This is a genomic window from Nocardia sp. NPDC003999, assembly GCF_053604885.1.
In genome coordinates this window covers 101,753-124,132 of sequence record NZ_JBSGIB010000015.1, presented here as the reverse complement: position 1 = coordinate 124,132, position 22,380 = coordinate 101,753, and the positions used below count along the sequence as shown (strand labels likewise).

General features: G+C 68.9%; 25 protein-coding genes. 11 read left to right on the top strand and 14 right to left on the bottom strand.

Going from position 1 to position 22,380, the window contains the following annotated elements:
* Positions 1–104: 104 nt before the first annotated feature.
* Positions 105–671 (bottom strand): TetR/AcrR family transcriptional regulator, encoded by a 567-nt coding sequence (locus tag ACWESM_RS26090; RefSeq protein WP_364424384.1) that lies wholly within the window; start codon positions 669–671, stop codon positions 105–107.
* Positions 672–788: 117 nt separating this feature from the next.
* On the opposite strand from ACWESM_RS26090, the gene ACWESM_RS26085 reads away from it, so the two are divergent.
* Positions 789–2,084, top strand: coding sequence for a phthiocerol/phthiodiolone dimycocerosyl transferase family protein (locus tag ACWESM_RS26085; RefSeq protein ID WP_452493988.1), 1,296 nt, complete (start codon positions 789–791; stop codon positions 2,082–2,084).
* 121 nt (positions 2,085–2,205) lie between these two features.
* On the opposite strand, the gene ACWESM_RS26080 is transcribed toward ACWESM_RS26085, so the two are convergent.
* Together ACWESM_RS26080 and ACWESM_RS26075 are read right to left on the bottom strand one after the other, a co-directional pair.
* The gene (locus tag ACWESM_RS26080) at positions 2,206–3,402 is read right to left on the bottom strand and encodes an AI-2E family transporter (RefSeq protein WP_364424380.1); all 1,197 of its coding nucleotides are present in this window, start codon (positions 3,400–3,402) and stop codon (positions 2,206–2,208) included.
* 72 nt (positions 3,403–3,474) lie between these two features.
* Entirely contained in the window at positions 3,475–4,527 is a 1,053-nt protein-coding gene (locus ACWESM_RS26075) for an NAD(P)-dependent alcohol dehydrogenase (protein WP_364424378.1), read from the bottom strand.
* Positions 4,528–4,685: 158 nt separating this feature from the next.
* Between ACWESM_RS26075 and ACWESM_RS26070 the strand changes: the two genes are divergently transcribed.
* On the top strand, positions 4,686–5,810 hold the full coding sequence (locus ACWESM_RS26070; protein ID WP_364424376.1) for a S1C family serine protease: 1,125 nt from the start codon (positions 4,686–4,688) through the stop codon (positions 5,808–5,810).
* A gap of 6 nt (positions 5,811–5,816) precedes the next feature.
* On the opposite strand, the gene ACWESM_RS26065 is transcribed toward ACWESM_RS26070, so the two are convergent.
* A complete protein-coding gene (locus ACWESM_RS26065) occupies positions 5,817–6,383 on the bottom strand; it encodes a vitamin K epoxide reductase family protein (protein WP_355071856.1) in 567 nt (188 codons plus the stop codon).
* Positions 6,380–7,159, bottom strand: a complete 780-nt coding sequence (locus ACWESM_RS26060; protein WP_356962631.1) for a DsbA family protein — start codon at positions 7,157–7,159, stop codon at positions 6,380–6,382. The genes ACWESM_RS26065 and ACWESM_RS26060 overlap by 4 nt, the downstream gene beginning before the upstream one ends.
* Before the next feature lie 193 nt (positions 7,160–7,352).
* Here ACWESM_RS26060 and ACWESM_RS26055 point away from each other — a divergent pair, with 193 nt between their 5' ends.
* Positions 7,353–8,216, top strand: coding sequence for an LLM class flavin-dependent oxidoreductase (locus ACWESM_RS26055; RefSeq protein WP_452493986.1), 864 nt, complete (start codon positions 7,353–7,355; stop codon positions 8,214–8,216).
* Between the two features lie 2 nt (positions 8,217–8,218).
* Here ACWESM_RS26055 and ACWESM_RS26050 read toward each other — a convergent pair whose 3' ends face one another.
* The 4 genes from ACWESM_RS26050 to ACWESM_RS26035 are packed head-to-tail and all read right to left on the bottom strand — an operon-like array spanning position 8,219 to position 10,920.
* The gene (locus tag ACWESM_RS26050) at positions 8,219–9,067 is read right to left on the bottom strand and encodes a polyphosphate kinase 2 family protein (RefSeq protein WP_355071859.1); all 849 of its coding nucleotides are present in this window, start codon (positions 9,065–9,067) and stop codon (positions 8,219–8,221) included.
* 34 nt (positions 9,068–9,101) lie between these two features.
* Positions 9,102–9,827 carry an ESX secretion-associated protein EspG gene (locus ACWESM_RS26045; RefSeq protein ID WP_452493983.1) on the bottom strand — a complete coding sequence of 242 codons (726 nt, stop codon included), beginning with the start codon at positions 9,825–9,827 and terminating at the stop codon, positions 9,102–9,104.
* Entirely contained in the window at positions 9,824–10,486 is a 663-nt protein-coding gene (locus ACWESM_RS26040) for a hypothetical protein (protein ID WP_355071862.1), read from the bottom strand. Before ACWESM_RS26040 ends, ACWESM_RS26045 begins: the two co-directional genes overlap by 4 nt.
* 41 nt (positions 10,487–10,527) lie before the next feature.
* The gene (locus tag ACWESM_RS26035; protein WP_355071864.1) at positions 10,528–10,920 is read right to left on the bottom strand and encodes a hypothetical protein; all 393 of its coding nucleotides are present in this window, start codon (positions 10,918–10,920) and stop codon (positions 10,528–10,530) included.
* A gap of 177 nt (positions 10,921–11,097) precedes the next feature.
* On the opposite strand from ACWESM_RS26035, the gene ACWESM_RS26030 reads away from it, so the two are divergent.
* The gene (locus ACWESM_RS26030; RefSeq protein WP_452493981.1) at positions 11,098–11,844 is read left to right on the top strand and encodes a GntR family transcriptional regulator; all 747 of its coding nucleotides are present in this window, start codon (positions 11,098–11,100) and stop codon (positions 11,842–11,844) included.
* Between the two features lie 61 nt (positions 11,845–11,905).
* A complete protein-coding gene (locus ACWESM_RS26025) occupies positions 11,906–12,097 on the top strand; it encodes a hypothetical protein (RefSeq protein ID WP_356962625.1) in 192 nt (63 codons plus the stop codon).
* Between the two features lie 141 nt (positions 12,098–12,238).
* Here the strand turns inward: ACWESM_RS26025 and ACWESM_RS26020 are convergent, their stop codons facing one another.
* Positions 12,239–13,129, bottom strand: a complete 891-nt coding sequence (locus ACWESM_RS26020) for an SDR family oxidoreductase (RefSeq protein WP_452493979.1) — start codon at positions 13,127–13,129, stop codon at positions 12,239–12,241.
* Positions 13,130–13,447: 318 nt separating this feature from the next.
* Here ACWESM_RS26020 and ACWESM_RS26015 point away from each other — a divergent pair, with 318 nt between their 5' ends.
* Both ACWESM_RS26015 and ACWESM_RS26010 read left to right on the top strand, forming a co-directional pair.
* Positions 13,448–14,218: a hypothetical protein gene (locus ACWESM_RS26015; RefSeq protein ID WP_452493978.1), complete on the top strand. Its 771-nt coding sequence runs from the start codon at positions 13,448–13,450 to the stop codon at positions 14,216–14,218.
* A 124-nt stretch (positions 14,219–14,342) separates the two neighbouring features.
* The gene (locus ACWESM_RS26010) at positions 14,343–14,891 is read left to right on the top strand and encodes a TetR/AcrR family transcriptional regulator (RefSeq protein ID WP_397279689.1); all 549 of its coding nucleotides are present in this window, start codon (positions 14,343–14,345) and stop codon (positions 14,889–14,891) included.
* On the opposite strand, the gene ACWESM_RS26005 is transcribed toward ACWESM_RS26010, so the two are convergent.
* The 4 genes from ACWESM_RS26005 to ACWESM_RS25990 form a co-directional block, all read right to left on the bottom strand.
* Positions 14,888–15,523, bottom strand: a complete 636-nt coding sequence (locus ACWESM_RS26005) for a class I SAM-dependent methyltransferase (RefSeq protein ID WP_364424360.1) — start codon at positions 15,521–15,523, stop codon at positions 14,888–14,890. The two genes, ACWESM_RS26010 and ACWESM_RS26005, sit on opposite strands and share 4 nt — an antisense overlap.
* A gap of 13 nt (positions 15,524–15,536) precedes the next feature.
* Positions 15,537–16,787, bottom strand: coding sequence for a saccharopine dehydrogenase family protein (locus ACWESM_RS26000; RefSeq protein ID WP_397279658.1), 1,251 nt, complete (start codon positions 16,785–16,787; stop codon positions 15,537–15,539).
* 36 nt (positions 16,788–16,823) lie between these two features.
* A complete protein-coding gene (locus tag ACWESM_RS25995) occupies positions 16,824–18,236 on the bottom strand; it encodes an ABC1 kinase family protein (protein ID WP_355071875.1) in 1,413 nt (470 codons plus the stop codon).
* Between the two features lie 213 nt (positions 18,237–18,449).
* The gene (locus ACWESM_RS25990) at positions 18,450–19,118 is read right to left on the bottom strand and encodes a TetR/AcrR family transcriptional regulator (protein WP_355071877.1); all 669 of its coding nucleotides are present in this window, start codon (positions 19,116–19,118) and stop codon (positions 18,450–18,452) included.
* Between the two features lie 249 nt (positions 19,119–19,367).
* Here ACWESM_RS25990 and ACWESM_RS25985 point away from each other — a divergent pair, with 249 nt between their 5' ends.
* The 4 genes from ACWESM_RS25985 (at position 19,368) to ACWESM_RS25970 (ending at position 22,366) form a co-directional block, all read left to right on the top strand.
* Positions 19,368–20,711 (top strand): DUF445 domain-containing protein, encoded by a 1,344-nt coding sequence (locus tag ACWESM_RS25985; RefSeq protein WP_355071879.1) that lies wholly within the window; start codon positions 19,368–19,370, stop codon positions 20,709–20,711.
* Between the two features lie 104 nt (positions 20,712–20,815).
* Positions 20,816–21,322, top strand: a complete 507-nt coding sequence (locus tag ACWESM_RS25980; protein ID WP_355071881.1) for a helix-turn-helix domain-containing protein — start codon at positions 20,816–20,818, stop codon at positions 21,320–21,322.
* A complete protein-coding gene (locus ACWESM_RS25975) occupies positions 21,319–21,993 on the top strand; it encodes a heparin-binding hemagglutinin (protein WP_355071883.1) in 675 nt (224 codons plus the stop codon). Before ACWESM_RS25980 ends, ACWESM_RS25975 begins: the two co-directional genes overlap by 4 nt.
* An 82-nt stretch (positions 21,994–22,075) precedes the next feature.
* Positions 22,076–22,366 (top strand): DUF2516 family protein, encoded by a 291-nt coding sequence (locus ACWESM_RS25970; protein WP_040870424.1) that lies wholly within the window; start codon positions 22,076–22,078, stop codon positions 22,364–22,366.
* Positions 22,367–22,380 lie beyond the last annotated feature (14 nt).

Here is a 22,380-nt window from a genome sequence, read left to right as displayed (position 1 = left end):
TTCCAGCCTCGGCACCGAGTGGTGCGGATCCTTTTCCGAGAGTTCTACATCGGCGCGCGATTCATGGCTACCCGTGGCGTGGGATAGGCCCGGTGCGAGACGGTTCAGTCGGGGCCGATCTCGGTGGCCAACGTGCGCAATCCGGCGATCAGCTCGTCGGGCGACGGCGCGTGGTCGGGATCGACCAGCCACTGGGCCATGAGACCGCCGATCAACGCGTGCAGCACCGCGCCCACGGCGCGGTCGGCCTCCGCGCCGCGGCTCGGGCCGAACAACTGCCAGAGCTGCTGGCGCGCGTGTTCCTCCGCGGTCGCCAGCTCCGCGCGTACCTCGGGGGAGTGCAGCGCCTGCGCGAGGCCTTCGATATTCGCCGACCAGAGCGGCCGGTCCTCGGTGAACGACGCGATGAGCTTGCGCCAGAAGACTTCCAGGCGCGCCGCGGGCGTAACGAGGTCGTCCTGCGGCAATGCCTCGGCGATTCGCTGCACCGCCTCCGCGCTCGATTCGATCATCGCCTGGTTGAGCAGCTTGTCCCGGGTGCCGAAGTGATAGTTGATCGCGGCCAGGTTGCTGCCGGAGGCGGCGACTATCTCGCGCACGGTCGTGCGTGCGTAGCCGCGCTCGGCCAAGCATTGCTTGGCCGCGGCGAGCAGGTCTTCGCGGGTTCCCACTCCAGCACCTTAGCAAGGGGCCATACGTGCGTTTATAACGTACGTTTCAAACAGAAGTATGTGACAAGCGTTTGAAACGTACGTATGGTGGGGTGCGTCCGCACGAGAAGGAACGAGATGATGACCGATCACCGCCCCCTGTCCCCCTTCGAAAGCAGCTACTTCGGCTCCGACACCAGAATCGGCAGCATCCCGGTGGGTGGCATGCCGCTGTTCATCGGTTCGACCGTGCAAGGCGTCCTCGACGTGTCCGCGCTGCGCCGCGTCCTCGCCGAACTGGCGGCCGCGCACCCACTACTGCGCAGCCAGGTGATCGACGCCGAAGGCGCGAAATGCTTCCGGCGCGACGAGTCCTATCGGCCGCGCTTGACGATCACCGAGGGCGGCGAGCCGGAGTACCTGGAATTGGTGAACACCCCCCAGGACTGGACCGGCGGGTTGTTCCACGCGCATCTCCTGCGCGACGGCGACCACGATCGGATCGTGCTGGTCATCCACCACGGAATCGCCGACGGCAGATCCGCTTTCGCGCTGCTCGCCGAGCTGTGGGAGCGCTACACCGCGCAGGTGACGGGCGCGCCTGCGCCACAGGCGAATCCGGATCAACGCTTGCCCGAGGCAATGGACACCGGCCTGGCGCGGATCGTCTCCGACGAGGAGGTCGCGGGCCTGCTCGACCTGATGAGCGCGGGCGTGGCCATGATGAGCCCGGATCTCGCGCCACGGCACCTGCCCGAGCTCGGCGACGGCGCGCACCGGCCGAACCGGTTGACCCTGGACCGGATCGAACTGGACGAGAGCGAGACCGCCGCGGTGATCGCCGCCGCCCGCCTCCACGGTGTCTCGGTGAACAGCTTGGTCACCGGAGCGGCGCTCGCCGCCTTCCGCGCGGAGCTGGAGCCGTCGGCGGGAGCGCTGCCGATGATCTGCGGTCACGCGGTCGACGTGCGCGCGGAACTCGTGCCGCGGCTGCCCGCGAGCACCGTGCTGAACTGCGTGTCGGGAGTGGGCACCTACGCGCTCGTAGAACCGGAAGCCGATCCGATCGCGCTGGCGCATACGGTGGCGTCGGGCATGCGCGCCTCGGTCGAGCGCAGAGAAGCACTGCTGGTGATGCTCGCCGCCCAGCGGGTCACCGACCCGGTGACCGCCGCGCTGTTCTCCTCGCCGAACACCTTCGCCATCTCCAATATCGGTCGCCTGCCCGCGTTCTCGACCCCACCGGGACTGCGTATCGTCCGCAACGACGTCTTCGCCATGACGGTGGGCATGCCGCCGAAGCTGACGGTGTTCACGGTCGGCGACCGGATGACCATCCAGGTGGAGTACGACACCGCACGGCACAGCCGGTCGCAGCTGGGCGCGGTGAGCCAGGCGCTGACCCGGACGTTGGCCGCCGTTCGCGCCGCCTAGCCACGCGCCGTCGCCGGTTCCCTCCGATGGCCTGCCAGTGCAGATGCCACGACGCAAGCGGGATGGGGCGGGTACGAACTCGACAGGCCGGCGACGCCCGCGATCGGCTCCGGTCGCGGTCTCACTCCGCGGGCGGCTCGTGACGGTCGGCCAGGCGAATGGTCAACTTCCTGGCGAACTTCCGGCGGCGCTTGGGTGAGCCGGTCCGGCGATCGATGTCGGCCTCTACGTCGGCCGGGACGTCATAGCGGCGGATGTAGGCGCCGGAGAACGCCTGCACCGTCGCGGTGACCGGAATGGCGAGCAACGCGCCCGTGGCGCCGAGCAGCGCCGCGCCCGCCAGCACCGCGCCGAAGGCCACGGCGGGGTGCATGTCCAGGGTGGTCGCGGTGATGCGCGGTTGCAGCACGTAGTTCTCGAACTGCTGGTAGAGCACGATGAAGCCGAGGATCCACAGCGCCGTGCTCGGCCCGTGCACCAGACCGACGATCACCGGAAGCGCACCGGCGAGATACGTGCCGACCGTGGGGATGAACTGCGAGACCACACCGACCCACAGCGCGAGGGCGAACGCCGACGGCACGTCCAGCAGCCGCAGCATGACGTAGTGCGCGAGTGTCGAAGCGAGCGCGAGCAGTGCGCGCGAGTAGATGTAGCCGCCGGTCTTGTCCACCGCGATGTCCCAGGCGCGCAACACATGCCGCTGGCGGCGCGGCGGCAGGAGCGAGCAGACGGCGGTGCGGATCCGGGGGCCGTCGGCGGCGAAGTAGTACGTGAACAGCAGGATGCCGAGGATCTGGAAGAGCGCGCCGATCGCGGCCGTGCCGATGCCCCAGACGTTGCCCGCCAATCCGGTGAGGTAGCCCTCCAGGGTCGAGCTCCAGTCGGTGGCGTACTTCTGGATGTCCGTACTGGACAGGTCCTTGTGGAAGGTGTGATTGATCCAGTCCACGCCGCGGTCGGCGTATTCGGGGGCGTGCTGCACCAACGTGGTGACCTGCTCGACCAGCAGCGCTCCGAGCGTCCAGAAGAAGCCGACGACGAGTGCGGTCAGGACGAGGAACACCAATCCGGTCGCCGGACCACGCCGCATGCCGCGCCGCGCCAGCCAGTTCACCGCCGGTTCGATCGCGAAGGCGAGAAACAGCGAGACGAGCAGAATCGTCAGCAGACTCCGCAGTCGCTCGAGCACCCAGAAGGCCGCCAGCAACCCGGTGACCGTCGCCGCGGCGAGCAGGAACGCGCGCGGCAGCCACGGCGGCATGCCGCTTGCGGCGATGGCCGGTTGTGGCGTCTCGTCTTCGTCCTCCGCAGGCACAAGGCCAAGGTACCCACGCGACGACCGGTTCGCGCACGACACCGCGCGGCCGCACCGGTGGAGCGAGCGGGCTCACATGGTGGAGACGTCGATGACGAACCGGTAGCGCACGTCGCTGGCCACCACCCGGTCGTAGGCGCCGTCGATCTCGTCGGCGGCGATCAGCTCGATCTCGGCGCCGATGCCGTGCTCGGCGCAGAAGTTCAGCATCTCCTGGGTCTGCGCGATGCCGCCGATCATCGAACCCGCCAGGGAGCGGCGGTACCCGGCGAGGTTGAGCGCCTTGACGCTCAGGGGCTTCTCGGGCAGGCCGAGGACCACCAGGGTGCCGTCCAGGTTCAACAGGCGCAGATAGTCGTCCATGGGCAGGTTCGCCGACACCGTGTTGAGGATCAGGTCGAACCGGCCGCGCAACTCGCGGAAGGTCTGTTTGTCGCTGGTCGCGTAGTAGTTGGTGGCCCCGAAGAGCTTGCCGTCGTCCTGTTTGCTCAGCGAGTGGCTCAGCACCGTGACCTCGGCGCCCATCGCGGCCGCGAGTTTGACCCCGACGTGGCCGAGTCCGCCCATGCCGATGATCGCGACCTTCTTGGCCGGCCCAGCGCCCCAGTGCCGCAGCGGCGAGTACAGCGTGACGCCCGCGCACAGCAGTGGCGCCGCGACGTCCAGGCCGATCCCTTCGGGGATGGCGACCACGAAGTTCTCGGTCACCACGATCTGCGTGGCGTACCCGCCGAGGGTGTGGCCGCCGGGCTCCACCGCCGGATCGACCGGGGTGTTGTAGGTCATGGTCGCGCCCGCGGTGCAGTACTGCTCCTCGTCGGCGAGACAGGGCGCGCAGACCCCACAGGAATCGACCATGCAGCCGACGCCGACGCGGTCGCCGACCCGGTGCTTGGTGACCGCGGATCCGACCGCGGCGACCACGCCCGCGATCTCGTGGCCCGGCACGCAGGGGTAGCGGGTTCTGCCCCACTCGTTGCGGGCGGTGTGGATGTCGGAGTGGCAGATGCCCGCGAACTTGATGTCGATCAGCACGTCGCGTGGACCCAGGTCCCTGCGGTGGATCGTGACCTTCTCGAACGAGCCATCGGCGGTGGACAGGGCATAGGCGGCGGCAGTACTCATGAGGACATGCCTACCGTCGCATGGGTGCGGTTGCCAACTGTGACACGGAAAAGGCACGCTCACGAGCTATTTTTCCGGCGGGCTGCACGGTTCGATGATCTTCGGCGGCGCGCACCGGCGACAATGGATTCGGGAGGTTCGGCCGAGGCGGGAGAGCCATGGACGAAAAACGGCAGCAGTGGATCGGGGCGCGTCGCGCGCCCGGTGGTGGCCGGGTGTTCGTGCTGGTCGTCACCCTCATGCTCGTGGTCGCCGCGTTCCTCGGGTATCGCGGCGATCTCCCGGACCGCGACCGGCCCGGCCCCGCCGGGACGGCGGCCTCGGTCGCGTTCGTCCCGCCCGAGCCGCTCGACGCGGGACTCGTCACCGCGGTGGTGCGCCCGGCGCTGGTCAACATCAACGCCTCTGCCGAGCGATCCGGGCCAGGTGCCGCGGGCTCCGGCATCGTCCTCACCGCCGACGGCGAGGTGCTCACCAGCCACCACGTGGTCAAGGGCGCGGACACCGTGACCGTCACCGACGTGGGCAACGGCAAGGTCTACGACGCGGCGGTGCTCGGCTACGACGCCGACGCCGACATCGCCCTGCTGGACTTGGCCGCGGCCAACGCGCTGCCGACCGCGACCATCGGCAGTTCGGCCGGATTGCGGCTGCGTGAGGAGCTCTTGGCGATCGGCAACGCGGGCGGGACCGGCGGCACGCCCACCGCGGTGCACGGCCCGCTCACCGACCTGGACAGCGCGATCGTGGCGATCAACGCCGCCGATCTGTCGCGCAAGGCGCTCAACGGGATGCTCGAGGTCGCGGCGGCGGTCACGCCGGGACAGTCCGGCGGAGCCCTGGTCGATCACAAGGCGTCCGTCGTCGGCGTCATCGCGGCGGCGTCGGGCGACGGGGCGCGCACGGCCGACCACCCGGCCAACGGCTACGCGGTGCCGATCGATGCCGCGATGCGAGTGGTCCAGCAGATTCGCTCCGGTACCCCGACCGACACCGTGCACATCGGCCCAACGGCCACGCTCGGCGTGCTCGTCTCCAACGCGCTTCCGGCCGGTACCGGAGCGCGTGTGGACATGGCGATCTACGGCATGCCCGCCTATACCGCCGGTCTGGCCGCCGGGGACGTGATCACCTCGCTCGACGACCACACCGTCAGCAACGCGCAGTCGCTGCGCATCGCGCTGAACAGGCGCAAGCCCAACGAGACCGTCCGATTGGGCGTCACCGGCGCGGGCGGCGCGCGCACGGTGCCGGTGGCGCTGGTCGCGGGGCCGCCGAACTGATCCGGATCAGACCAGCGACAGCCAGTAGTCCTGGAAGCGCAGGAACACCAGCAGCAGCACGACCGCGTAGAACAGCGCGACGATCGTCCAGCGCCACTCGGCGAGCACCCCCAGCGGACCGCGCGAGCGCCCCCACAGCTGATCGGTGCACACCGCGAGCAGCGGCGTGATGATCGCCCACACCACCATGCAGTACGGGCACAGCGCGTTGATCCGGTACAGGCTCTGGAAGATCAGCCAGCAGATGAAGCCGACCCCGAGCAGGGTGCCCAGCCACAGCCCGCCCCAGACCCAGCGCGGGAAGCCGACCCCGGCTACCGACAGCACGCCGAGCGTGACGACGACCGTGAACCCGACGATGCCGATCAGCGGGTTCGGGAACCCGAAAACCGCGGCCTGATCGGTCACCATCACCGACCCGCAGGACAGGATCGGGTTGATGCTGCACGACGGCGTGTAGCCGGGATCGGTGAACAGCTTGAACCGTTCCACGGTCAGCGCCACGGCGGCCAGCCAGCCGGCCAGCCCACCGATCAACAGGACCCACGCGGCCCGGGGCCCCGCGGTGATCACTGGCCCGCGGCGGCGCTGATCACGGGTGCGAGACCGCCTGCGCCGAAGACCTGCTGGCTGGACTCGACCTTCTTGCCGTTGACGAACACCGACGGGGTCGACTGGATACCGCTGTCCAGCACTTCCTTGGTGCGGGCCTGGACGTACTTGTCGTACTTGTGGTCGGTGATGCACTGGGCGATCGCGTCGTCGGTGTAACCGGCGCTCTTGGCGATCTGGACCAGCTGATCGTCGGTCAGGCCCGCGCCGCCCTCCGGGGGCTGCTGGGCGAACATCGTCTTCAGCCAGGCCTGGTACTTCGACGGGTCGGCCTCCGCGACGCAGTAGGCGGCGTTGGCCGCGCGCGAGGAGTAGCGCGTGGTGGACGCCTTGTCCAGGAAGGCGATGATGTTGTACTCGACCACCGCGGTGCCGTTGGCCACCGCTTCCTCGAGCACCTGTCCATTGGCCGCCTCGAAGGCCTTGCACGCGGGGCACTGGAGGTCGGCGACGACCCGCACGGTGACCTTCGCGTCCGGCTTGCCGACGCGGACGGCGCCGTTATCGGTGATCGAGGCGGGTACGGGGCCCGCATTCGCGGTGCCGGTGGCGGCGATGGACGGAGCGGGGCCGGGATCGTCCTTGTGCGCCTTCTTCACCGCGATGCCGATGCCGATCGCCGCGATCAGCGCGACGAGCACGGCGGCGACGCCCACCTGGATCAAGATCTTGCGGTTGCGGTCGGCGCGTTCCGCCGCCAGCAGCGGGTTCGACTTCCCACCCTGGTTCTTGCTCACCGTGCGCTCACCACGCCTTTCGCTCGCCGGACGGTTTCTGCCGCCACGATCGTAGATCCGCCGACCATCTCCCCGCGTGATCGGCCCACAGCCGCCATCATCGTCGGCCTACCTGAGAGATTCCGTAAAACAGGGCGTAGCGGCGCTTCGGAAGGCGCCGATACGGCCGGGGGCAGGCGGTATGAATGGTGGGATGACTGTTCTCGGTGTTGTGTTCCGCCCGCAAAATCCCCCCGAACTGCTCCGCGAGGCGACCCGCGTGGCCGAGACGACGGGGCTGGAGGAATTGTGGCTGTGGGAGGACTGCTTTCTGGAAAGCGGGATCGCCACCGCCGCAGCCGCGCTGGCCTGGACCGAACGGCTGCGCGTCGGCATCGGGCTGTTGCCCGTACCGTTGCGCAACGTCGCGCTCACCGCCATGGAAGCGGCGACGCTGCATCGGCTGTTCCCCGACAGGCTGATCCTCGGTGTCGGGCACGGCGTCCAGAGCTGGATGGGGCAAGTCGGCGCACGCGTGGAGTCGCCGGTGACCCTGCTCGGCGAGCACCTGTCCGCGCTGCGCGCGCTACTGGCCGGTGAGCGGGTCACCACCTCGGGGCGCTACGTGCACCTCGACGCCGTCGCGCTGGACTGGCCGCCCGCTCGAGCGCCGAAGATCTACGCGGGCGCGCGCGGCCCACGGTCGATCCGGCTGTCCGGCGAGCACGCCGACGGCACCCTGCTCGATTCCGTCACCGACGCCGACGGCGTACGCGCCGCCCGCACGCTGATCGATGCGGGTCGCGCCGCCGCGGGCCGCACCGACCGGCACGAGGTGATCGCGAATCTACTCGCGGTGACCGGTCCGGACGCCGAGGCTCGCCTGGCCGCCGAACGGACGCCGGAGCACGCGCCCGGCGCGGGCGTCGCCGGTGACGCGCACGCGGTCGCCGGAGCCGTCACGCGGCTGGCCGAGGCGGGCGCCGACACGGTCGTCCTGCAGACCACCGCCGACGACACCGACCCGGCCGCGTTCATCCGCTTCGTGGCGGAGGAGGTCAGGCCGCTGGTCCGCTGACGTTATGCCCGCGCCAGCCGCCGCTTCTGCTGTTCGACGTCGAAGGTCGCCGGGGGCCAGTCGAGGTCGAGCCGCTCGAGGGCCGCGATCAGCAACTCGGTGACGGCGAGGCGGGAGAACCACTTGCGGTCGGCGGGCACGACATGCCAGGGCGCGTACTCGGTGGACGTGCGGTCCAGCACCGCCTGGTACGCGTCCTGGTAAGCGGGCCAGAACGCGCGCTCGTCGATGTCGGACGGGTTGAACTTCCAGAATTTGTCCGTGCGTTCCAGCCGCTCGGCCAGACGCCGCTTCTGTTCGTCGAGCGAGACGAACATGGCCACCTTCACCAGCGAGGTGCCCTCGTCCACCAATTCCTGCTCGAACGCGTTGATCTCGTCGTAGCGCGGCTCCCACACCGTCGGCGGCACCAGATTGTGTACCCGCACCACGAGCACGTCCTCGTAATGCGAGCGATCGAACACACCGAGCTGACCCGCGCGCGGCAGTGCCTTCCGGATGCGCCACAGATAGTGATGGCGGCTCTCCTCCGGCGTCGGCACCCCGAACGCGGCGTGGTCCACGCCCTGCGGATCGACCGATCCGATGACGTGCCGGACGATGCCGCCCTTGCCCGCTGTGTCCATGCCTTGCAGGATCAGCAGCACGTTGCGCCGGTCGCCGCCGGCCCGGCCGTTGGCGTACAGCTTCTCCTGCAGATCCGACAGCACCTGGGCGCGTTCGGCGAGCAAGGGCACGCCCGCCTTCTTGCCGCCGGTGAACCCCGGCGTCCCGGAGGTGTCCAGCTCGGCTACGCGCAAGCCATCGGCTCGCATGGCCTCGGTGGGCGGCACCGTCCACAATTTCGGCATGGCTCCAACCTAACCGCGTGGCGGTTCGGCCACGTCACACTTGCGCGAGCCGCAGTAACTGGGTGGCGAATTCCTCGTCCGCCACCGGGGTGAGGATGAGATCGTGCGCGGTGGTGAGCAAGTAGCGACCGTCGCCGGTGAAGTCCAGCCAGGTGCGATGGCGGGTGGGCGGGGACATCGGGTTCTCCGGCTCCACCGTGACGGTGATGAAGCCACGCCCGTCCACCGGCTTACGCAGGGTTTGGCGGAACTTCGCCGCGCCGCGATGACCGTTGGTGACGAACGGCTCGGTGCGATCCGGATTCAGCACCGCGTCCTGCGGCTCCCGCATCGGGGCGAGCTTGCCCGGTCGCGCCGAGCCGATGATCTGCACCAAGCGTTCGCCCACGGCACGGGCGTGGCACATCTGTACGGTCACCCGGTCCGGTGTGGCGACCAGGATGCCCGCGTGGTTGTGCACCACCGCGGCGAACGCGAGGATCCGTTCGGTCTCGGACCCGCTGCCGTTGCGCGAGAGCGCCGAACGCTCGCCCGAGACGGTGATGGTGGTCGCGTCGTTGCGCGCGCAGAGCACCAGCGCGGCGGCGAGATCAGGATCGGCTTGGCGGGCGAAGCGCTGCGGCAGATGGAGGGCGTGGTACTCCGACTCGGTCCGCGCGGTGGCCGAAGGGACTATGTTGACCGGGTAGGGCCTACGGTCCAGGCTCGTTTCGTTCGTCCAGACATGCGTGAACTCGTCCGGGGTGAGCACCCATTTCACCGTGCGCCGCCTCCGCGCGCGGAATCCGGATCGCCGGGTGCGTTGTCGGCCGCCGAACCTTCCTGCGGCCGGGGGAATCGGGGAACGCGGTCGCCGGTGGCGGGCATCGTCGGGGTGTAGACGTAAGTCATCGTGTCCCGGACATCCGCTTCGATGTCTGCCGCCGCACTATCGTGTTCCATCCTACGTTTTCCACCGTAAACCGCTTCTGCGGCCGGGTCCGCCAGCGGCCGATACCGCTGCGGCGGCGCGATCGCGCCCCGGACCGTCTGCGCGGCATCGCTATTCAACTCCATCAGCCGAGCGACCGCCCGGCACACGTCGTGCGTATCCCCGCCCGCGCGGACGAACTGCCTGGTCGCGCTCACCGCGGCGTCGGCTGCCCGGCCCGACCAGCGCGCGAATTCCCGGTTGGTGGCATCGGAGAAGGCTTGGAACGCTTCGGCCACCGCGGTCGCGTTGGCCTGCCATGCCGCGGCGATCCGGCCCAATGCCGCCGGATCGAGCGCTTCGTGCACCAGCTCCCAGATCTGCTGGTGGGTGTAGGCGCCGAACAGTTCCCGATCCGGCGCGTAGGCGGGATCGGTTGCGTCGTCGGTGAATCCGGCCAGTTCCTGCCGGATGCCGTCGGCGGCGGCGCGTGCCGTGGAGTCTGCCATCCGTCGTCCCCCTCAGTCGGTCCCGGCGCGCGGGTGCGCGCTCAACGGGGCTCCAGATAGTCGGCGACCAGCCGCAGTGCGGCCTGATTCGCCGCCTCGGCGTCGGCCAGCCGATTGGCCGCGGCGAGATACGCGGCCTTGAACAGCAGCGCCGTTTCCTGGAACGCGGCCAGGGTGTCCAGGTATTGCCTTCCCTTGGCGGAGAACCCGCGGGTGAGGCCGTGCCCGGTCGGCAGATCGGGGAAGCCGGTCACCTCGGTGACGAGGTGTTCGCCCGCCATCGCGCGGCCCAGATCGTCGACCAGTTGGTCGCACGCGGCGGCGAGATTCTCCGCGACCGCCGTGTCCAGCTCGAACCTTTCGCTCCCGCCCGCGCCGATGGCCGCCGCGTACAGCTCGCGCGCCGTCCCCTGTCCGGTATCGGGTACCGCCACGTGGAAGCCCCCTTCCGCTCGGTCCTGTTCGTACCGCGCTGTACTGGATTCGCACTTTACCGGGCGGTTCAGCGCGGCGGACCGCCTCGGTACGGGCTTGTGTGAAGGCCTCTGCGCCCGTCTCCGCCGTTGTTACACTGACCAGCGGTCCGAGGGGCGGTGTGGGGAAGGCGACCGGTGGCCGGAATCGATGGCGTAGTCCCGAAGTATCTGCAGATCTCGGGGCATCTGCGGGATCTGATCGAGCGTGGGGAGTTGGCTCCCGGCGCCGAGGTGCCGTCCGAGCGCGAACTCGCCGTCCGCTGGAAGGTCGCCCGGCCCACCGCCGCCAAGGCGCTGAACACGCTGCGGCAGCAGGGAATCGTCACGTCACGTCGTGGGTCGGGCACCTACGTGGCCGAACGCTCGGCGCTGATGCGCGAGAGCGCGCCCCGATACGGATCGTCCGCGTCCCAGCCCGATTCGGTGACCGTGCTGGGAGCTGAAATGGTGGAAGGACCGCAGGAGGTCACCGAATCGCTCGGTCTCCCAACGGCGAGTCCGGTGATCAGTGTGAAGCTGTTGTACGAGAACGGCTCCGGGGCGGTTCGGCTGGTCGCATGCTGGTATCCCGGTGAATTCGCCGCGGCCGCCACGCTGGCGCACGGGACGGTGCCCGTGCCGGGCGGAGTCGTGCGGTATCTGGAGGCCGTGATCGGCCGCGCCGCCGCAGTCGTGCGCGAGAGCGTCGGCGCCCGGCTGGCCACGGATGACGAACGCCGCCGTCTCGCGCTCCCGCATCCGGCGGCGGTGCTGGTCGTGCACCGCATCGGTCTGGACGTCCGAGGCGTCGCGCTGGAGTACCGCCAGAGCGTCCACCCGCCCGGCCGCCTGATCATGGAGCACGAGTATCCGGCCAGGTCAGCGACCGATTTCCGCCGTTGACACCCCTGTGCCGCAACTGGCATAGTCCACTTGTCGGAAGTATCGAAGGGTGGGAGGGGCGATGTCCGATCAGTTGACCGTCGGCGGCTGGGTGGTCGTGGGGGAGCAGTGCTCGGTCCGCTTGGCCCCGGTACCGCGCGACGACTTCCTGGCCTTCGTGTTCGAAAGCAGCGGAACCGAATTCGAATTGGCCTTGGCGCCCGCGATCCTGCACCGCATGGTCGATCTCGGGACCGCCCCGTCCGCGCCGTGACATCGGCGAGCCACCACCGCGGCGGATCGCCTTACGCGCACCGTGGGTCGCGGCGGTTCCTGCCGACGCCTGCGGAACAAGCTGATCTCGAGGCCGAAAAGTCAGTGCGGTGCGTGCTTCGGCTATCTCCGCGGTTGTGTTCTACGCGTCGATGAAAAGGTCGTTGGCGAGCGCGCCGGAGCCCGGTACGACTCGGTAGTGGTCCAGGTCGGTGCGGCCATGGGAAGCGAGGACATCCTCGTCGAGGAGGAGCCGGCCGGTGTAGGTCGCGACGGGGCTGGTCACGATCAGCAAAGCGGCGTCCGCGCAGATGAACGGGTTGCGGGACGCGGCGACGGCTTCCGCGCCGCCGAGCAGATTGCGGACCGCGGCGGTGTCGATCTTCGTGCGCGGCCACAGGGAGTTCACGGCGATGCCGTAGGGCCGGAACTCGTGTGCCAGACCGACGGTGGCGATGCTGACACCGTATTTGGAGACGGTGTAGGCCACGCCGTTGCCCACGTGCTCGGGGTTCATGTTGAGCGGCGGGGAGAGGGCGAGGATATGTGGATTCCGCCCGGCCGTCGCCGCGGCGCGCAGATGCGGCAGCGCCAGCTTGGACAGCAGGAACGGCGCGCGGAGATTGACGGCTTGCATGTGGTCGTAGCGCTGCATGCCGATCTGCTCGGCGCCGGTGAGATCGACCGAACCCGCGTTGTTGACCAGGATGTCGATGCCGCCGAAGCGCTCGGCGATCCGATCGACCGCCTCCGCCATCGCCTTGTCGTCGCGGACATCCGCCACCAGCGGCAGTACCGCGCCACCCGCGGCCTCCGCTTCCGCGGCGGCCGTGTGGATGGTGCCGGGCAGCTTGGGGTGCGGCTCCTGGGTGCGGGCGATCATCGCGACGTTCGCCCCCTCCGACGCGAACCTGATCGCGATCGCCAGGCCGATGCCACGGCTCGCCCCGGTGACAACGGCGGTCCTTCCCGCGAGCAGATCCCCGGTGGCCTCTCCTCGGGCGGACGCGGGCGTGGGTAGGGGACTGTTCATGGCGGGGTCCTCTGGCTGGAATACGCGATCTTGTGGAGTGAGGCTAGCTGGCATTCGCCGGGAGCGTGACAGATCCGTTGTCCCCGAGCTATTTACAGCGGCTTGCGGGCGGTTGCTCGCCGTGCCCGATGGGACGATCGAAGCCGGTGCGTCCATACGCGGCAGTGGTTGAAAAAGCAATTGGATTTTCTCGGCGATCCGGGGAACCGAGAGCAGTCGGGATGCGTCCAATAACAGTGACGACCTTTTGAACGATGCACAGGCGGGCCTGGGGGTGAGGGGATCGGTGCGATGTCGGACGCGAACAACGGAGGTGCGATGGCGATCCGGACGGTGCCGCAGCCTCCGTTCCCGCCGGGGTTGCTGGCCGATCTGCATGCCGGCAATGTGACGGCCGCGCAGCGCGAGCAGTTGTGGCCGATCGTCTCGCGTGATCCGCAGGCGGTGCGGTATCTGCGCGGGCTGGATGAGATCAGCGCGGAATTGGGTGCACTGAGCCGGGAGGAACGCGTCATCCACTCCATGCCCGAGGACGTCACCGCCCGGCTGACCGAATTCATCGAAGCGCTCCGATCACCCCAGGACACCACGGTCCACGCGATCGCGCGCGGGCGGGCGGGCGAGGCCCGGCTCGATATCGGATATTCCCAACGCGGCACGGCTCCCTCGGTCGCTGTCGACGAGCATCGCCGCGCCAGGGCGCGCTGGTTCGCCGCGGCAGCCGCGGCGATCGTCGCCCTTGCCGCAGCCGGCTCGGCCGTCTCGACGATGGACGGCCGTGACCGCCCAGCCCCCACCGCGCGACCCGCCATCGGAAATGACGAAGTCACCGCCACCATGGCCCTCGGCGCGCTGGGCCGCCACGCCGTCAGCGGCTCCCTCTCCGACCCCGAAGCGCTGCAACGCTGTGTCCACGCGAACGGGCTCGACCGCACCGTCCTCGGCTCGGCCGACATCGCGTTCCAGGGCGGCGACGCGGTGCTCATCCTGCTCAACGGCCCGCACCCGCCCGCCGTCACCGCGTTGGTCGTCGGAACCGGCTGCGATACCGGTGACCCGCAGCGCCGGGTATTGCAGGACATCGGCTGACCGCGCGTGGCGGGTCACGCTCCACCGCGCACGGCCGCGCGCACGCCTGCGCGCGATAGGCTATGACAGTCGTCATGAACATGGGAGGAGAAAGGTGGCCGAAACGCCGCAGGCGCGGGATCGAATGGTGGCAGGCGCGGCCGACATGATCCGCCGCCGCGGTCTGAACGCGACCAGCGTGCGGGAACTGGCCAAGCACGCCCAGGCTCCGCTGGGATCCACCTACCACTACTTCCCCGGCGGCAAAGCGCAGCTGGCGGCCGAAGCCGTGCGCTTCGCCGATGCGCTGGCCGCCCGCAAACTCGCGCAAGGGCTGCCCGCCGGGCCGGTCGCGGGATTGCGGTCGTTCGTCGACATGTGGCGAAAGATTCTGGCGGACAATGATTTCCAAGCCGGCTGCCCGGTGCTCGCGGTCGCGATCGAGGGCCCGGGGGACGACGACGAGCCGCAGCGGGCCGCCGCGGCCGCGTTCGAGAACTGGACCGGTCTGCTGACGCGGTCGTTGCGCGACCACGGCGCGAGCGAGGCCGACGCCGAGCGGACCGCCACCCTGATCGTCGCCGCGGTCGAGGGCACGGTGGCGATGTGCCGGGTGGAGCGCAGCACCCTTCCGCTCGATCGGACCGTGGACAAGCTCGAGTTCCTGATCCGGGCCGTCACCGCGGAGGTCTAGTGCGCGGGCTTCGTCGCGCTGACGTACTGGAGCAGGCGATGGACCCGCTGGTCGATCTCCACCAAACCCTCCTCGGCGAACAGGGCGGGAAAGGTCCGGGCGCCGAACACCCGCAGCCCGCTCAAACCGCCGACCACGCGGCTCATCTCACCGATGGGGTTGGCCGCCCGGTGGCTGGTGGTGATGGCGATCCGGCCACCGGGAGCGAGAACGCGAATCATCTCGCGAGCGGCGACGAGTGGGTCCGGAATGAGGTAGAGCGCGCCGAAACAGCAGACCGCGTCGAAGGTTCCGTCCGCGAACGGCAGCCTGCGCGCGTCGCCGCGGAGATACCCGACGCGCGGTCCGGCGTTGTCCGCGACGGCGCGCGCCAGCATCGGCTCCGAGTAGTCCACGCCGATCGCATAGCCCTCGCCGGACAGCGCCTCACTCAGGTATCTGGTGAAATTGCCCGGTCCGCAGGCGATGTCGAGCACCTTCTGCGCGCCGCCGAGCCGCAGGGCGGTGACCGCGTCACGGCGGTCGGACGCGGTCGTCCGCCCACTGGCGAGATAGAACAGCGCCGGCCGCCATGCGCGTTCGTACACCGCGGCGAGCGCGGGGGCATTCATCGTCTTGCGTGCGAGATTCACCGGAGCGCGTCCCTCAGGCGCGGTCGACGGTGATCGTCATGCCCGCCGCGCGCAGTCGCTCGGTGAGGGCGTCGCCCATCGCCGCGGCCGGGGTGAGAATGCCCGCGAGTTCGGGTTGCTTCTCCGTGTCGAACGCCAGGCACAGACCGCTCTCGCCGAGCAGTACGGCGGTGGCCTGGTATCCCGGGTCGCCGGTGCCGGAGAAGGTGGCCACGTACTTCGCGCCCGAGGTGGTGTGCGCGAACGTCTTCATGCTGAACCAGCCGCTCTTGCGGGCCTGCTCGCTCGGTCCGGTGCCCGGCTTGGGCAGCACGCGATCGAGCAGCTTGCGACCCGCCGATGCCCGCGACAACAGCGCCCCCGCGGTCATGCCCGCCACGATGCCGCCCGCCATGCCCGCCGCTACCAGCGGCGCCACCCGGGACTTCCCCGCGCTCATCACTTCGCGGTAGCGGAAGTTCTTGCCGTACACCCAGCCGAGCAGGCCGTTGCTGCGGCGCACGATCTTGGTGTTGTGCGCGGCCATGACGAACGTGCTGACCCATCCGTCCAGGCTGGGGTCGATCGAGCTCGCCCGCGACAGCGCCTGATCGGACTGGCGGCCGACGTCGGGATCCATCGACCTGTCCGGGCTCAGCGAGTACGGGTGCGACATCACCTTGCCCTTGGCCGGGTCGGCGGCGATCGCCTCCATCATGGCGCGGCCGGAATCGATGGTGCCGCCGCTGACGCCGCCCTTGAGCGAAGCCACCAGCGTGACGTCGACGAGCTCACCGGTGTTGTCCTCGACCGTGCGGCGGTAGAGCTGATACACGCTCAGATCGGACGGAATCGAGTCGTAGCCGCAGGAATTCACGATCTTCGCGCCCGTGGCGACGGCCTGTTCGTGATAGTTGTCGATGGCGTCGCGGATGAACAGCGGCTCGCCGGTGAGGTCGGCGTAATGGGTTCCTGCCTTCGCGCACGCCGCCACCAGCGGCATCCCGTAGCGCAGGTACGGGCCGACGGTGGTGACCACGACTTTGGTGCGCGCCGCCAGCTCGTCGAGCGCGCTCTGGTCTGTCGAGTCGGCCACCACCAGACCCCAGTTCGCGGCCGTCGAGCCGAGGTCGTCGCGTACGGCGGTCAACTTGTCCAGCGATCGTCCCGCCAGCGCGATGCGCGCGGATTCCGGCGCGGCCTCGGTGAGATATTCCGCGGTCAGCTTGCCGACGAAACCCGTCGCGCCGAAGAGCACTAGGTCGAATTCCCGTGTGTCTGCCATGGTCTTCCGTTCTGCGGTCGTGCCGCCGTTCGGCGGCTACTTGGTGGTCTTCTTGCGCGGCCGTTGCGGCGCGGCGCGCGGGCGGTCGGCGAGCCAGGCGTGATGGGCCCGGCCGAGCTCGGTGACCGGTGGTTCGTCGTAGAGCCATTCCCTGGAGATGCGATGCCAGTTCGCGGTGCAGCCGAGGTGACCGAGCATGCCGAAGGTCAGGAAGTCGGCGCGGCGGGAGAAGAGGTGCTCCGGCGGCAGATTCTGCTGCTTCATACCGGTGAACTCGCTGGCCCTCGGATCGACCGCGAGCAGGAAGGCGCCGCTGGCGAGCTCGGGAGTGATGGTCAGTTCCTCGTCGATCAGACACCATTCCGAGGCGGCCAGTACGTATTCCAGGCACTCCTCGGCGCCGATCTCCTGCGGCGAATCGATGACGCCGCGTTGGATCATCAACTCGCGCAGGTCTTCCGCGCGATCTTCTGCCGCGGCACGCAGACAGACCAGCTCGAATTGCACGTGCTCGGCGTCCATGCGGTTGAACAATCCGAAATCCAGGAAGCCGACCCGGCCGTCGTCGGCCAGCAGCACGTTGCCCGGATGCGGGTCGCCGCAGAATTCGTTGAAGGTGAACAGCGATCCCACGTAGAACCGGTAGATGATCTCGCCGATCCGGTTGCGCTCCGCTTGGGGCAGCTGCCGGATCTCTTCGAAGCCCTTGCCCTCCACGTATTCGGTGACCAGCACCCGCGTGGTGGAGAACTCCGGCAGCGAGCGCGGGACAATGACGAACGGATGGCCGGCGTACAACTCGGCGATCTGCAACTGGGTGGCCGCTTCGGCCCGGTAGTCCAGCTCGGCCTCCATGTTCAGCCGCAGCTCGTCCAGCACCGCGGGCGTCACCCACGGCATCGCGGACTGGAGCACGCGCCGGAACATCGCGAGATTCTTCAGATCCGCGCGCACCGCGGCATCGATGCCCGGATACTGCACCTTCACCGCGACCTGGCGGCCGTCGTGTAGTCGCGCCCGGTACACCTGGCCGATCGAGGCGGCGGCGACGGGCTCGGCGTCGAACTCGGCGAAGACCGCGTCGAGCGGCTTTCCGAAATCGTCCTCGATCACCTGGCGCATGGCCGCGAAGGAGACCGTCGGGGCCGCGTTGCGCAGCACGGCCAGGCGTTTCTGGAACCGCTCCCGATGGTCCTCTGGCACCAGATCCAGATCGAGCACCGACATCATCTGGCCGAGCTTCATGGCGACGCCCTTCATGGTGCCCAGCACCGTGACCACCTGCTCGGTGGTGCGGATCATCGATTCCTCGGCCATCTTCGCCCGGACGGCCTCGGATCTGCCCCGCATGGTCAACCGCGCGCGCTGGGTGCGAAGCACCGAACTGGCTGCCACCGCGCCCAGCTTCGTGCCACGAGCAAGCCGAGAGGTCGGTACTTGCTTCGCCATCGAGGTACCTCCGTTGGTGCCGCGGTCGGAGCGACGGACGCGGGCGGCAGCGTGCGGGACACCCGCACGGACCGCCGTCGAGTACGGCGCCTGCGGTGACGCAACGCACTCGGCGCACCGCTCGGGTTCAGACTAGCCAAGGATTCGGCAAAGTCGAGAGTGCTGGTGAACTTTTGCAAGCGCTCCAGCTAGCACCAGGGCCGATGGCTCGATTCAGTCTTGCGCCGGCGTCTCGGGGGCGGGCAGCACATGCTGCTGCGCGTTGAACGCGGCGGGCGAACCGCCCGCGCGGGCCATGCCCTCGATGGCGCTCCAGGCGAGCATGGTGAGGTAATCGATCACGTCCTCGCGGGACAGCGACTTGTTGGTGGTCCACCAGTGCGTGGCCAGCTGGATGCCACCGACCAGCACGTACGACGCCAGCGCGGCGCCCTCGGTCGCCACGCCCCGGTCCTTGGCGCGATCGGTGATCACCGCGCACACCACCTCGGCGAAGAGCTTCTCGAACTCCGCGAGCGAGGACTGGTCGGCCGAGCCGTTGCCCATGATGAAGCGGTAGACCTCGGGGTCCTCGTCGACCGTGCCGACGTACTCGGCCAGGGCCGAGCGCACCAGCTGGTACTCGTCCGCGTCCAGGCTGATCGCGCCGTACACCCGCGGCATCAGCGTGGTCTCGATGAACCGCTGCATGGTCGCGTGGACGAGGTCGTTCTTGTCGGAGAAGTAGCGGTAGAGCACGGTCTTGGAGACGCCGATCTCCGCGGCGATCTCGTCCATGCCCGCGTTGCTACCGCGCGCGCGCACGGCGGCGAGAGTGCCGTCGACGAGTTCCTCCCTGCGGTCGATCTTGTGTTGCCGCCACCGGCGCTTGCGGCCGTCCATCCGGCCGCCGCGCACCGCCGACGGTCGCTCGCCGACATCGACAAGGTCTTCGGTGGACAGCGTGGGCTCCCTCGTTCGTAAGTGCTCCGGTAGCTACCAGCTTAGGTCCCCGATACCCGTGATATGCGCTTTTGAGCCCGGATGCGGTAGGAACCACAGTCCGGGCGTGTCCGGCGCCCGGCCCGTCCGGTTTGTGCGCAGGCACTCACCCCGCTCGCTCACTTCGCCGCGCACAGCAGAATGGGAGGCATGGAGAAAGCTCCCGGCAACACCGCGGTGCTGAACGCCCGGGGCGACCGCGCCGGAGACGCCGCCGCGCCCCTCGGCTTCGCCGCCGTGCTCGACGAGGCGGCCAAGCGTCGTGACCTCTGGCGGATGAAGGCGTTCGCCACCGGGCTGCTCGCCTTGGCCACCGCGATCTATCTGTTCTGCCGCTGGACCGAATCGCGCGGGGCGGGCGGCGACTGGGTCGGCTACCTGCGGGCGGCCTCGGAGGCGGGCATGGTCGGCGCGCTGGCGGACTGGTTCGCGGTGACCGCCCTGTTCCGTCATCCACTCGGCCTGCCCATCCCGCACACGGCGATCATCCGGCGGAAGAAAGACCAGCTCGGCGCCAGTCTCGGTACGTTCGTGGGCACGAACTTCCTGGCGCCCGAGGTGGTGTCGGCCAAGGTGAACTCGGCGCAGATCTCCTGGCGGGTCGGGCGCTGGATGGCCGATCCGGGTCATGCCGCGCGCGTGGCGCAGGAGAGCTCGACCATCCTGCGCGCCGTCGTCGGCGTACTGCGCGACGAGGACGTGGAGCAGGTCATCGACAACACCATCGTCAAGCGGATCGCCGAGCCGCTGTGGGGTCCGCCGATCGGACGGGTGCTGGCGGAACTGCTCGCCGACAACCGGCAGTTGGCGTTGCTGGATCTGCTCGCCGAGCGCGCGCACCAGTGGGCGCTCGGATCCCAGGAGACGATCGATCGGATCGTGTTGCGGGACGCGCCGCAGTGGGCGCCGAAATTCGTCAACATCTTGCTTTCCGAACGGATCTACCGGGAACTGGTCGAGTTCACCTGGAAAGTCCGCTCCAATCCGGAGCACGAGGTCCGTCTCGCCGCGAACCGGTTCCTGGAGGAATTCGCCGAGGACCTGCAATTCGATGACGCCATGATCAAAAAAGCGGAGCGGATCAAGGCGCAGATCATGGGCCGGGAGGAGATCACCGGACTCGCGTCGGCCACCTGGCGCGCGGCGAAGCGGCTGATCCTGGAGTCCGCCGACGATCCGAGCAGCACGCTGCGGCGCAAGGTCGCCGAGAACGTGCAGCAGCTCGGCGAGCGCTTGCGCGACGACGCGGACATGCGGGCCAAGGTCGACAACTGGATCGATCGCGGCGCGCGCTACTTGGTGGAAAACTATGCCGGTGAGATCAGCACCCTGGTCACCGACACGGTTGCCCGGTGGGATGCCGAGGAAGCCAGCAAGAAGATCGAATTGCAGGTCGGCCGGGATCTGCAATTCATCCGCATCAACGGAACCGTCGTCGGTTCGCTTGCCGGACTGACGATCTACACGATTTCCCACTTGATGTTCGGCGGTTGATCCGCGGCGTGCGGAACGTTTGCCGAAACGCTGCTAGCAGACTGCTTGCAATAGCTAGCACCCTGACCTAGAATCGAATTCGTACAACCGCCAGAAGGTGAGTGATGGCTGACCAGCCCGAGGTTTCCGCCGAGTACACCGAGAGATCGGACGAGCATTCGTCCGGCATCGGCGAACGAGGGGGTCGCGTCGTCAGTGCGGCGCACGACATCGGAGGCTTCATCAGGGCGCAGCGGGAAGCCGCGCAAGTCTCGTTGCGTCAACTCGCCCAGCTGGCGGGGGTGAGCAATCCGTATCTCAGCCAGATCGAGCGCGGACTGCGAAATCCGTCCGCCGAAGTGCTCACGCAGATCGCGAAAGCGCTGCGGGTCTCCTCGGAGGTCTTGTACGTACGGGCTGGCTATCTCGAGCAGCGGCCGCACAGTCCGGTCCGGGACGCACTGCTCGCCGACACGTTCATCAGTGAGCGGCAGAAGCAGGTGCTGCTGGACATCTATGAATCGTTTCGCCGGGAAAACGGAGGAAACGAGGTAGGGGGGGACGTATGGGACAGCGACGTTCCGCGCACGACAACCGAAACTCCGCCACGCCAGGAGAACGAAACACCATGACCGAGAAGAACGCCACCGTCACCAAGCCCCTGCTCGCCACCGTCGGCGCGGGTGACGCCCTCTACGCCGCCGTCAACGACGTTTTCGCGCAGGTGCGCGAGCGTGCGGCCGCCACCGAGGTGCAGGCCCGGGTGGAGGAGGCGCGCGAGCGCTTCGCCAACGTTCCCGCCGACGTCCAGGACCGGTTCGAGTCGCTGCGTGAGCGGCTGTCCGGCCTGCCGTCGGAGCTGCCGGACGACCTCGCCGAACTGCGCGAGCGGTTCACCGCCGAGGAGCTGCGGGCGCTGGCCGAGAAGTACTACCGGCAGGCGCTGGACATCTACGCCGACCTCGCCGTCCGCGGTGAGGAGACGATCGAGCGGCTGCGCGCCAACCAGGTCGTCGACGAGCGGATCGGCAAGGTCGAGACGCTGTACGGCGACGCGGTCAGCCGCGCCGAGGACGTGCTCGGGCGCGTCAACGGACTGATCGGCCGCCCGGCGAAGGAGGCCGAGCTCGCGGCCGACGAAGAGATCGACCCGGCGCCGGTCGTCGAGGCCGAGGTCGTCGAGGTGACCACCGAGGCCACCCCGGCTCCGGTCGTGAACGGTGAGGCCAAGAAGGCTCCGGCCAAGAAGGCCCCCGCGGCCAAGAAGGCTCCGGCCAAGAAGGCCGCTCCCAAGAAGCCCTGAACGGCCCGCGGCTGAAGCGATTCGACGCCCTCGCGCACCCCTGGTGTGCGAGGGCGTTGCTTCTATGATGGGTGAGGTGAATATGGTGCACGGATTGACCGGGATGATCCTGCTGGTGCTGTGGCTGGCGGCGCTCGGTGCGACGATTTTCGCGCTGATCCACGCCGTGCGTCAGCGTCCGGACGCGTTCACCGCGGTGGACAAACTGACCAAGCCGATCTGGCTGGCGATTCTCGGGGCGGCTGTGCTCGTGCTCCTGCTCTCCCCCGCGGGTCTGGGCCTGCTCTCCTTCGCGGCGATCATCGCCACGGGCGTCTACTTGGCCGACGTCCGGCCCAAGGTGGACGAGGTGCAGCGGGGTCCGCGCTGGTGAGGGTGGAGTTCGCC